The following is a 10,971-nucleotide window of genomic DNA, read 5'->3' as shown; positions in this document are numbered from 1 at the left end:
TGCAAAATCCGGGTCGAATTCGAGTGGCCTGCGAGCCTACGAAACATGGAGACGGAACAGAAGTATGCGCTGATCGGAGCGGGCCCCTCGGGGCTCGCCGGAGCCCGCGCGCTCTCCCGGCACGGCATCGACTTCGTCGGCTTCGAGTCCCACAGCACCGTCGGGGGGTTGTGGGACATCACCAACCCGGTGAGCACGGTCTACGAGTCGGCGCACCTGATCTCCTCGAAGACGACCACCGAGTTCGCCGAGTTCCCCATGCCGCCGCAGACGCCGGACTATCCGGGGCATGCGGCACTCGCCCGGTACTTCCGCGACTACGCCGACGTCTTCGGCCTGTGCGAGCACTACCGTTTCGACACGACCGTGACCCGCGTCGAACCGGACGGTGACCGGTGGCGGGTGACCGCCACGGACCGGGACGGCGCTGCGACCACCGAGCTCTACCGCGGTGTCGTGGTCGCCAACGGCACCCTCGCGACCCCGAACCACCCGCAGATCCCCGGCGGGTTCGACGGCGAGATCCTGCACACCAGTGCCTACAAGGATCCGACGATCTTCCGCGGCAAGCGGGTTCTGATCGTCGGCGCCGGCAACAGCGGCTGCGACATCGCCGTCGACGCCGTCCATCACGCCCGATCGGTGGACCTGAGCGTGCGCCGGGGTTACCACTTCGTGCCCAAGTACCTGTTCGGGCGTCCCGCCGACACCCTCACCCGCGGCCGGCCCCTTCCGGCGCCGATCAAGCAGCGCCTCGACGCACTGCTGCTGCGTCAGTTCACCGGCGACCCCACCCGCTTCGGGCTGCCCGCACCCGACCACCGTCTCTACGAAGCGCACCCGGTCGTCAACTCCCTGATCCTGCATCACCTCGGCCACGGGGACGTGCAGGTGCGGCCCGACATCGAGCGGTACGACGGCGCCGAGGTCCGGTTCCGGGACGGCTCCGCCGCCGGCTACGACATGATCGTGCACGCCACCGGTTACGTCCTCGACTATCCGTTCCTGGACCGGGACCTGCTCGACTGGCGCGGTCACGCACCCGACCTGCTGCTGAACATGATCAGCCGGCGGTTCGCGAACCTGTTCGTGCTCGGCATGGTCGAGTCGTCCGGGCTCGGCTGGCAGGGCCGCTACGAACAGGCGGAACTCGTCGCCGCCGCGATCGGTCTCGCCGACACCGATCCGGCGGCCGCGGCGCGATGGCGCGCGGCCCTCGCGGCCTCGCCTCCGGACCTCACCGGCGGTTACCGCTATCTGAAGCTCGGCCGGATGGCCTACTACGTCAACAAGGACGCCTACCGGGCCGCGCTGCGCGACCAGACCCGCGCGGTCCGTGAGGCCGCCGGCTCGTCCACCGCGGCGGGCGTGCGGTGAACGTCGACGACGTCAGGCTCTCCTTCGACTCCGGTTCGCTGCTCGTCCTCAATGTCGTGCTCGCCGCGATCATGCTCGGCATCGCGCTCGACACCTCCGTCGACGACTTCCGCCGTGCACTGCGCGCACCGAAGGCCATGGCGGTGGGCATCGCCGCGCAGTTCCTCGCGCTGCCCGCCGTGACCTGGCTGCTGACGCTGCTGCTCGACCCCGCGCCGTCGATCGCGCTCGGCATGATCCTCGTCGCGTGCTGTCCACCCGGGAACATCTCCAACGTCCTCACCCACCGGGCCGGCGGCGACGTCGCCCTGTCGGTGTCGATGACGGCCGTGTCGAACGTGTTCGCCATCGTGCTCATGCCGCTCAACTTCGCGTTCTGGGGCAGTCGCAGCGACGACACCCGGGCGCTGCTGCGCTCGGTCGAACTCGACGGTCTCGGCATGGTCGTGCAGATCGCCCTGATCATCGGTTTGCCGTTCGTCCTCGGGATCTGGGCCGCGCAGAAGGCCCCCGGCTTCGCGTCCCGCGCCCAGCCGTGGGTGAAGAACGGATCCCTGCTCGCACTGCTCGCCTTCATCGTCGCCGGGCTCGCCGGCAACTTCGCCGACTTCCTCGACTACATCGGGCTCGTCCTGCTCGCGGTGTTCCTGCACGACGCGATCGCTCTCGGTCTGGGCTACCTGTGCGGATGGGCCAGCGGACTGCCCGAGTACAGCCGCCGCGCCGTCTCGTTCGAGGTCGGCATCCGCAACGCCGGGCTCGGACTCGGCCTCGTCATGACCTTCTTCGACGGCCTCGGCGGCATGGGGATCGTCGCCGGCTGGTGGGGGATCTGGGACATCGTCGCCGGACTGCTCCTGGCCACCGTCTGGTCCCGTCGCACCGCAACCCGAAAGGTGACCGCATGACCTCCCTCACCGCCCTCGTCACCGGTGGCAACGGTTTCCTCGGCAGCGCCGTCGTCGCGGCCCTGAGCTCGCGCGGCGTCCGGGTGATCAGCGCCGACCTCCACGAACCGGCCGACCTCCACGACCCCACCGATGCCGTCACCCACGTGATCGCCGACGTCCGCGACCGCCGCCGGACGGCCGAGGTCGTCGGCACCCATCGCCCGGACGTGATCGTGCACCTGGCGTCCATCGTCAACCCCGGGCGCGACACCACCGCGGAACAGGAATACGCCGTCGACGTCGAGGGCGCACGCAACGTCGTCGACGCCGCACTGACCTACGGGGTGCGGCGGCTGGTCGTGGCGTCCTCGGGCGCCGCCTACGGCTATCACGCCGACAACCCGGTCCCGCTCACCGAGGACGATCCGATCCGCGGCAACGACGAGTTCACCTACAGCCGGCACAAGCGCCTCGTCGAGGAGATGCTCGCCGCCACCCGGGTCGAGCACCCGCAGCTCGAACAGGTGATCCTGCGGATCGGCACGATCCTGGGGGAGACCGTCCGCAACCAGATCACCGCGCTGCTCGACCGCGAGCGGCTGCTCGTCGTCGCCGGCAGCGACAGCCCGTTCGTGTTCGTCTGGCACACCGACGTCGCGGCGGCCTTCGCCGAGGCCGTGCTCGGTCCGGTCACGGGCATCTTCAACGTCGCGGGCGACGGGGTCGTCACCGTGCCCGAGATCGCCGCGATGACGAACCGCAAGACCCTCACGGTGCCCGCCGCGGTCCTGAAGTTCGCCCTGAGGATCGGGCGCGCGTTGGGATTGACCGAGCACGGCCCGGAGCGGGTCGGCTTCCTGCAGTACCGTCCGGTGCTCGACAACCGGCGGTTGCGTGAGGAACTCGGTGTGCCCCTGCGGTACACCAGCCGGGAGGCCTTCGAGGCGTATCTGCGGGCTCGCGCCGAACAGGACTCAGCGGGAGCCGAGCGACGTAGCCTGGAGGCATGAGCAAGGACGAAGGCGGCCGGGTGCCGTCTCCCGAGGAGCCCGACAAGCCGGAGCAGCCCGTCCCCGACGTGACCCCGGCCGGGCCGGAGACGCCGACGGTGCCGGATGTTCCGCCGGGCCCGGACATCCCGGACGTGCCGCCGATCGACCCGGAGCCGAGCCCCGATCCCGACGTGACCCCACGCGAGGAAGACGTCCACGACGCTCAGGTCCACGACGCCGAGATCGTCGAACCGGGTGTCGTCGACACCGGATCCGCCGACGGCCCGGTCCGCGCACCGACGATCGAGGAGATCACCGGATACACCGCGGACGGGGTGCCGACCTTCGAATCGGTGCGTGAGAAGATCGAACAGCGTTCGGCGACCGCGCTCGGCGCGGAGGAACTCGCGCACGCGACGGGTGCGGGTCGCACGCTCGAGGAGCAGTACGAGGAACGCAAGGCGGCCGCCGCCGACCGGCTCGAGCAGATCCGACGGTCGCTGCGGTCGGAGTGAATCCTCCCGAAAGGGACACCCCCTATGAAACGATTTGCATGAGAGTGCATAATCATTCGTATGGGTACTTCACCGGACTTCACCGCCACCCCCGAGTCGCCGCTACGGGTCGCCGTGGCCGGCGCCAGCGGCTACGCGGGCGGCGAGATCCTGCGCCTGCTCCTCGGCCACCCCGCCTACCAGGAGGGCTCGCTCGTCATCGGCGCCCTCACCGCCGGGGGCAACGCCGGCGCCACGCTGCGTGAGTTCCATCCCCATCTGCTGCCGCTCGCCGACCGCGTGCTCGGCGCCACCGACATCGACACCCTGCTCGGGCACGACGTCGTCTTCCTCGGCCTACCGCACGGCCACTCTGCCGTGATCGCCGAGCAACTGCCCGAGACGACCGTCGTCATCGACTGCGGCGCCGACTTCCGCCTCGAGAACGCCGCCGACTGGCAGCGCTGGTACGGCAGCGACCACGCCGGCACCTGGCCCTACGGCATGCCCGAGCTGCCCGGCAAGCGCGACGCCCTCGTCGGCGCCACCCGCATCGCGGTCCCCGGTTGCTACCCGACCTCCGCCTCGCTCGCCCTCGCCCCGGCCGTCGCCGCCGGCATCGTCGAACCCGTCGTGAACATCGTGGCCGTCTCCGGCACCTCCGGCGCCGGGAAGTCCCCGAAGGTCGATCTGCTCGGTTCCGAGGTCATGGGCTCGGTTCGCGCCTACGGCGTCGGCGGCGCCCACCGGCACACCCCGGAGATCAAGCAGAACCTCTCCGCCCTCGCCGGCACCGACGTGAAGGTCTCGTTCACCCCGGTCCTCGCGCCCATGCCGCGCGGCATCCTCGCGACCTGCACCGCACCGACCACGGTGACCGTTGCCGAGGCTCGTGCCGTCTACGAGAAGGCCTACGCCGACGAACCGTTCGTGCAGCTGCTGCCGGAGGGCGCACTGCCCGCGACCGGCGCGGTGGTCGGCTCGAACGCCGTCCAGATCGCCGTCACCGTCGATGCCGACGCCGGCCTTCTCGTCGTCGTCGCCGCGATCGACAACCTCACCAAGGGCACCGCCGGTGCCGCCGTGCAATCGATGAACCTGGCACTCGGCCTGCCCGAGACCGCCGGCCTGTCCACCGTGGGAGTGGCTCCGTGACCGAGAACAAGTACGCAGACGACGTCTACACCGGCGCCACCGAGATCGCCGGAGGACGCCTGATCCGCACCCAGGGTGTCACCAGCCCCGCCGGTTTCCGGGCCGCCGGCATCCCCGCCGGTATCAAGGTCTCCGGCAGGCAGGACCTCGCGCTCGTACTCAACGAGGGCCCCGAACTCACCGCCGCCGGCGTGTTCACCACCAACAAGGTCAAGGCCGCTCCCGTCCTGTGGTCCCAGCAGGTGCTCAAGTCCGGCAGCCTGCGCGCGGTGATCCTCAACTCCGGCGGCGCCAACGCGTGCACCGGCGCCGGGGGTTTCCAGGACACCCACGCCACCGCCGAGGCCGTCGCCGACGCGCTGAGCAACTGGGGCACCGAGACCGGTGCCGGTGAGGTCGCCGTGTGCTCGACCGGTCTGATCGGCGACCGTCTGCCGATGGACAAGGTGCTCTCCGGCGTGCAGGAGATCGTCCACGAACTCGCCGGTGGCATCTCCGGCGGCACCGACGCTGCCTACGCGATCATGACCACCGACACCGTCCCCAAGCAGGCCGCCCTGCACCACGCCGACAAGTGGAACGTCGGCGGCATGGCCAAGGGCGCCGGCATGCTCGCCCCCGCCCTGGCGACGATGCTGTGCGTGGTCACCACCGACGCCGTCGCGACCGCCGACCAACTCGACACCGCGCTGCGCCACGCGTCCCGGCTCACCTTCGACCGCCTCGACGTCGACGGCGCCACCTCCACCAACGACACCGTGCTGCTGCTGGCCTCCGGCGCGAGCGGCATCACCCCGAGCCAGGACGAGCTGAACGCCGCCGTCCTCGCCGTGTGCGACGACCTCGCCGAGCAGATGATGGCCGACGCCGAGGGCGTCACCAAGCGGGTCACCGTCACCGTCCGCGGCGCCGCCAGCGAAGCCGACGCCCTGATCGGTGCCCGCACCGTGGCCCGCGACAGCCTCGTCAAGACCGCCCTGTTCGGCTCCGACCCCAACTGGGGCCGCGTGCTCGCCGCCATCGGTATCGCCCCGATCGAACTCGACCCCGACAAGATCTCCGTGTCGTTCAACGGGAACCCGGTGTGCATCGACGGTGTCGGCGCCCCCGGCGCCCGCGAGGTCGACCTGTCCGCCGCCGACATCGCCCTCGACATCGACCTCGGTCTCGGCGACGCGCAGGTGTCCATCCGCACCACCGACCTCTCGCACGCCTACGTCGAAGAGAACTCGGCGTACTCGTCGTGACCGGAACGAACACAGGAGACGACGTGACCGACGCACTGATCGCCGACCTCACCTCGCACCAGAAGGCGTTCGTCCTCGCCGAGGCCCTGCCGTGGCTGCAGAAGTTCCGCGACAAGATCGTCGTCGTCAAGTACGGCGGCAACGCCATGGTCGACGACACTCTCAAGACCGCCTTCGCCGCCGACATGGCGTTCCTGCGCACCGTCGGCCTCCACCCCGTCGTCGTGCACGGCGGCGGCCCGCAGATCAACGCCATGCTGAAGCGACTCGGCCTCGAAGGTGAGTTCCGCGGCGGCTTCCGCGTCACCACCCCCGAGGTCATGGATGTCGTGCGGATGGTGCTCTTCGGGCAGGTCGGACGCGAACTCGTCGGCCTGATCAACAGCCACGGCCCCTACGCCGTCGGCACCTCCGGTGAGGACGCCGGACTGTTCACCGCGACCCGCCGCACGGTCGTCGTCGACGGCGAGGCCACCGACATCGGCCTCGTCGGCGACGTCACCAGCGTCGACCCCGGCGCGGTGCTCGACCTCATCGCCGCCGGCCGCATCCCCGTCGTCTCGACGATCGCGCCCGACGCCGACGGTGTGGTGCACAACATCAACGCCGACACCGCCGCGGCCGCCCTCGCCGAAGCGCTCGGCGCGGAGAAGCTGGTCGTGCTCACCGACGTCGAAGGCCTCTACACCGACTGGCCCGACCGCAGCTCGCTCACCTCGCGGATCGACGCCGACGCGCTCACCGCGCTGCTGCCGTCGCTCGACTCCGGAATGGTCCCGAAGATGGAGGCGTGCCTGCGCGCCGTGCAGGGCGGAGTGCCCACCGCACACGTCATCGACGGCCGCCAACCGCACTCCGTGCTCCTCGAACTGTTCACCGAAGAAGGCATCGGCACCATGGTGGTGCCGTCCTCCGGGAAGGAAGGCCCCGCATGACCGGCACGTCCGACCTCCAGCAGCGCTGGGCGGGTTCGCTGATGAACAACTACGGCGTGCCCAAGGTCGCGCTGGTCGCGGGCGACGGTGCCGTACTCACCGACGCCGACGGCAAGCAGTACCTCGACCTGCTCGGCGGCATCGCCGTCAACAGCCTCGGCCACCGCCACCCGGCGATCATCGAGGCCGTCACCGCGCAGCTGAACCAGCTCGGCCACGTGTCGAACCTGTACGCCTCGCCGCCGGTGCTCGAACTCGCCGAGAAGCTCCTCGATCGCTTCGGCCACGAGGGCCGCGCCTTCTTCTGCAACTCCGGCACCGAGGCCAACGAGGCGGCGTTCAAGATCGCCCGGCTCACCGGACGGCCGAAGATCGTCGCGTGCGAGAAGGCCTTCCACGGCCGCACCATGGGCGCTCTCGCCCTGACCGGCCAGCCCGACAAGCGCGCCCCCTTCGAACCGATGCCGGCCGGCGTGGAGTTCGTGCCCTACGGCGACCTCGACGCCCTCGAGGCCGCCGTGGACGAGAACACCGCCGCCGTCTTCCTCGAACCGATCATGGGCGAATCCGGCGTCGTCGTTCCGCCCGAGGGTTATCTCGCCGGTGCACGCCGCATCACCACCGAACGCGGTGCCCTGCTCGTGCTCGACGAGGTCCAGACCGGCATCGCCCGCACCGGCACCTTCTTCGCCCATCAGGCAGCGGGCATCACCCCCGATGTGATGACCCTCGCCAAGGGCCTCGGCGGCGGACTGCCCATCGGCGCCGTCCTCGCCACCGGTCCGGCCGCCGAGCTGTTCCGGCCCGGCAAGCACGGCACCACCTTCGGTGGCAACCCGGTCTGCGCCGCGGCCGCCCTCGCGGTGCTGCGCACGATCGACGAGCAGAATCTGCTCGACCACGTGAACACCGTCGGCAAGACCCTCGCCGCCGGCATCGAGGAACTCGGGCACCCGCTCGTCTCGCACGTGCGCGGCTCCGGGCTGCTCCTCGGTGTCGTCCTCACCGCTGCGAAGGCACCCGCCGTCGAGACCGCCGCCCGCGAGGCCGGTTTCCTCGTCAACGCCGCCGCACCGGACGTGATCCGACTCGCGCCCCCGCTGATCCTCACCGAACAGCAGGCCGAGAGCTTCGTGACGGCGCTGCCCGCCGTCCTCGACACCGCCGACCGGGAAGGGAACTGACGACCCGTGCTCCGCCATTTCCTGCGCGACGACGACCTCACCCCGGCCGAACAGACCGAGGTGCTCGAACTCGCCGCCGAACTGAAGAAGGCACCGCTGTCCCGCCGCCCCCTCGAAGGGCCCCTCAGCATCGCCGTACTCTTCGACAAGACCTCCACCCGCACCCGCTTCTCCTTCGACGCCGGCATCGCCCAGCTCGGCGGACACGCCATCGTCGTCGACACCGGCTCCACCCAGATCGGCAAGGGCGAGACCCTCGAGGACACCGCCCGGATGTTCTCCCGGTTCACCGAAGCGGTCGTGTGGCGCACCTACGGCCAGGACCGCATCGAGACGCTCGCCGAGCACTCGACGGTGCCCGTCGTCAACGCACTCACCGACACCTTCCACCCCTGCCAGATCCTCGCCGACCTGCAGACCATCCGCGAGAACAAGGGCGCCACCGCGGGCCTGCGGATGACCTACTTCGGCGACGGCGCCAACAACATGGCGCACTCGCTGATGCTCGGTGGCGTCACCGCCGGAATGCATGTGACCATCGCGTCCCCGACCGGGTTCACCCCCGACCCGCAGGTGGTCGCCGCGAGCCGTGCACGGGCAGAGGAGACCGGCGGCAGCGTCACCGTCACCGACGACCCGCGCACCGGAGCCACCGGCGCCGACGTGCTCGTCACCGACACCTGGGTGTCGATGGGGCAGGAGGACGACGGCAAGGACCGCGAAGCGCCCTTCCGGCCCTTCCAGCTGAACGACGACCTCGTCTCCCTCGCCGACACCGACGCGATCGTGCTGCACTGCCTGCCCGCCTATCGCGGCAAGGAGATCACCGCCGAGGTCATCGACGGACCGCGGTCGGTGGTGTGGGACGAGGCCGAGAACCGTCTCCACGCACAGAAGGCCCTGCTCGTGTGGCTGCTCGAGCAGGGCCGGAGCTGACCGTGAGCACCGCGGCGAACCATGCGGACAGTGCAGCGACCGCGCCGACGCGCGCGGCGCGGCAGGCCCGTATCGTCGCGCTGCTCGCCACACACCCGGTGCGCAGCCACACCGAACTCGCCGCTCTGCTCGCCGAGGACGGCATCGAGGTGTCCACCGCCACCCTGTCCCGCGACCTCGAAGAACTCGGTGCCGTCAAGCTCCGCGCGGCCGACGGGGGCGCCGGGGTGTACGTCGTCCCGGAGGACGGCAGCCCCGTGCGCGGCGTGACCGGAGGCACCGACCGCCTGTCCCGGTTACTCGGCGAACTGCTGGTGTCCACCGACGCCAGCGGCAACATCGCCGTGCTGCGTACCCCGCCCGGGGCAGCGCACTATCTGGCCAGTGCACTCGATCGGGCATCATTACCCGAGGTGGTCGGAACGATCGCCGGCGACGACACCATCGCGGTCATCGCCCGCGAACCGACGACGGGAGCCGAACTGGCCGCGAAAATCGAATCACTCACCTGACCTACCACTCATAGACGCACGTCGAAATACGAAGGAGCACAAAGACAATGGCCGAACGCGTCGTACTCGCCTATTCGGGCGGGCTGGACACCTCCGTCGCCATCAGCTGGATCGGCAAGGAGACCGGCAAGGAGGTCGTCGCCGTGGCCATCGACCTCGGCCAGGGTGGCGAGGACATGGAGGTCGTGCGTCAGCGCGCTCTCGACTGCGGTGCCGTCGAATCGATCGTCGTCGATGCCAAGGACGAGTTCGCCAACGAGTACTGCCTGCCCACCGTCCAGGCCAACGCGCTCTACATGGATCGCTACCCGCTCGTCTCGGCCATCAGCCGCCCGCTGATCGTCAAGCACATCGTGCAGGCCGCCCGCGAGCACGGCGGCACCGTCGTCTCCCACGGCTGCACCGGCAAGGGCAACGACCAGGTCCGCTTCGAGGTCGGCTTCGGTGCCCTCGCCCCCGACCTCCAGGTCATCGCCCCGGTCCGCGACTACGCCTGGACCCGCGAGAAGGCCATCGCCTTCGCCGAGGAGCACGGCCTGCCCATCAACGTCACCAAGCGTTCGCCGTTCTCCATCGACCAGAACGTCTGGGGCCGCGCCGTCGAGACCGGCTTCCTCGAGGACCTGTGGAACGCCCCCACCAAGGACGTCTACGACTACACCGAGGACCCCACCGCCCACTGGCAGGCACCCGACGAGCTGATCATCGCCTTCGAGGCAGGTCGCCCCGTCGCGATCGACGGCAAGCACGTCACCGTCCTCGAGGCCATCCAGGAACTCAACCGCCGCGCCGGCGCTCAGGGTGTGGGCCGCCTCGACATGGTCGAGGACCGCCTCGTCGGCATCAAGAGCCGCGAGATCTACGAGGCCCCCGGCGCCATCGCTCTCATCACCGCACACCAGGAACTCGAGCATGTCACCCTCGAGCGCGAACTCGGCCGCTACAAGCGTCGCGTCGAAGAGCGCTGGAGCGAGCTGGTGTACGACGGCCTGTGGTACTCCCCGCTGAAGACCGCCCTCGACGCCTTCATCAAGCACACCCAGGAACGCGTCACCGGCGAGATCCGCATGGTGCTCCACGGCGGACACATCACCGTCAACGGTCGCCGCAGCCCCGAGTCGCTGTACGACTTCAACCTCGCCACCTACGACGAGGGCGACAGCTTCGACCAGTCCAACGCCAAGGGCTTCGTGCAGATCCACGGCCTGTCGTCGAAGGTCGCCGCGAAGCGCGATCTGGGCCTGTAGTC

Annotated in this window: 11 protein-coding genes; all 11 read left to right on the top strand. The window is 70.0% G+C overall.

The genetic code is table 11. The features are described from left to right. Window positions 1-45: 45 nt before the first annotated feature. The 11 genes from U9J23_RS13520 to U9J23_RS13470 are packed head-to-tail and all read left to right on the top strand — an operon-like array spanning window position 46 to window position 10,969. The gene (locus U9J23_RS13520) at window positions 46-1,377 is read left to right on the top strand and encodes a flavin-containing monooxygenase (RefSeq protein ID WP_326598341.1); all 1,332 of its coding nucleotides are present in this window, start codon (window positions 46-48) and stop codon (window positions 1,375-1,377) included. Next, the gene (locus U9J23_RS13515; protein ID WP_059381093.1) at window positions 1,374-2,285 is read left to right on the top strand and encodes a bile acid:sodium symporter family protein; all 912 of its coding nucleotides are present in this window, start codon (window positions 1,374-1,376) and stop codon (window positions 2,283-2,285) included. Before U9J23_RS13520 ends, U9J23_RS13515 begins: the two co-directional genes overlap by 4 nt. After that, window positions 2,282-3,277, top strand: a complete 996-nt coding sequence (locus U9J23_RS13510; protein ID WP_085468326.1) for an SDR family oxidoreductase — start codon at window positions 2,282-2,284, stop codon at window positions 3,275-3,277. Before U9J23_RS13515 ends, U9J23_RS13510 begins: the two co-directional genes overlap by 4 nt. Then, the gene (locus U9J23_RS13505; protein WP_085468325.1) at window positions 3,274-3,774 is read left to right on the top strand and encodes a PspA/IM30 family protein; all 501 of its coding nucleotides are present in this window, start codon (window positions 3,274-3,276) and stop codon (window positions 3,772-3,774) included. The genes U9J23_RS13510 and U9J23_RS13505 overlap by 4 nt, the downstream gene beginning before the upstream one ends. A gap of 60 nt (window positions 3,775-3,834) precedes the next feature. After that, window positions 3,835-4,908 (top strand): N-acetyl-gamma-glutamyl-phosphate reductase, encoded by a 1,074-nt coding sequence (argC, locus tag U9J23_RS13500; protein WP_059381096.1) that lies wholly within the window; start codon window positions 3,835-3,837, stop codon window positions 4,906-4,908. Beyond that, window positions 4,905-6,155, top strand: a complete 1,251-nt coding sequence (argJ, locus tag U9J23_RS13495; protein ID WP_059381097.1) for a bifunctional glutamate N-acetyltransferase/amino-acid acetyltransferase ArgJ — start codon at window positions 4,905-4,907, stop codon at window positions 6,153-6,155. The genes argC and argJ overlap by 4 nt, the downstream gene beginning before the upstream one ends. Next, window positions 6,152-7,090, top strand: coding sequence for an acetylglutamate kinase (gene argB, locus U9J23_RS13490; protein WP_059381098.1), 939 nt, complete (start codon window positions 6,152-6,154; stop codon window positions 7,088-7,090). The genes argJ and argB overlap by 4 nt, the downstream gene beginning before the upstream one ends. Further along, window positions 7,087-8,274: an acetylornithine transaminase gene (locus U9J23_RS13485; protein ID WP_059381099.1), complete on the top strand. Its 1,188-nt coding sequence runs from the start codon at window positions 7,087-7,089 to the stop codon at window positions 8,272-8,274. Before argB ends, U9J23_RS13485 begins: the two co-directional genes overlap by 4 nt. Before the next feature lie 6 nt (window positions 8,275-8,280). Continuing rightward, window positions 8,281-9,210 (top strand): ornithine carbamoyltransferase, encoded by a 930-nt coding sequence (gene argF / locus U9J23_RS13480; RefSeq protein WP_059381100.1) that lies wholly within the window; start codon window positions 8,281-8,283, stop codon window positions 9,208-9,210. A gap of 2 nt (window positions 9,211-9,212) precedes the next feature. After that, window positions 9,213-9,722 carry an arginine repressor gene (locus tag U9J23_RS13475; protein ID WP_059381101.1) on the top strand — a complete coding sequence of 170 codons (510 nt, stop codon included), beginning with the start codon at window positions 9,213-9,215 and terminating at the stop codon, window positions 9,720-9,722. Window positions 9,723-9,769: 47 nt separating this feature from the next. After that, the gene (locus tag U9J23_RS13470; protein ID WP_059381102.1) at window positions 9,770-10,969 is read left to right on the top strand and encodes an argininosuccinate synthase; all 1,200 of its coding nucleotides are present in this window, start codon (window positions 9,770-9,772) and stop codon (window positions 10,967-10,969) included. The last annotated feature ends 2 nt before the right edge of the window (window positions 10,970-10,971 follow it).

The sequence above is a fragment of the Rhodococcus sp. PD04 genome, from assembly GCF_035918275.1.
GTDB lineage: Bacteria > Actinomycetota > Actinomycetes > Mycobacteriales > Mycobacteriaceae > Rhodococcus > Rhodococcus rhodochrous.
The sequence above is the reverse complement of the archived record's forward strand: the minus strand, read 5'-3'. Positions and strand labels throughout refer to the sequence as shown.

Coding starts and splice junctions, on each gene's coding strand:
- U9J23_RS13520 (WP_326598341.1), top strand. CDS start 46: ATGGAGACGGAACAGAAGTATGCGCTGATCGGAGCGGGCCCCTCGGGG.
- U9J23_RS13510 (WP_085468326.1), top strand. CDS start 2,282: ATGACCTCCCTCACCGCCCTCGTCACCGGTGGCAACGGTTTCCTCGGC.
- U9J23_RS13505 (WP_085468325.1), top strand. CDS start 3,274: ATGAGCAAGGACGAAGGCGGCCGGGTGCCGTCTCCCGAGGAGCCCGAC.
- argC (WP_059381096.1), top strand. CDS start 3,835: ATGGGTACTTCACCGGACTTCACCGCCACCCCCGAGTCGCCGCTACGG.
- U9J23_RS13485 (WP_059381099.1), top strand. CDS start 7,087: ATGACCGGCACGTCCGACCTCCAGCAGCGCTGGGCGGGTTCGCTGATG.
- U9J23_RS13470 (WP_059381102.1), top strand. CDS start 9,770: ATGGCCGAACGCGTCGTACTCGCCTATTCGGGCGGGCTGGACACCTCC.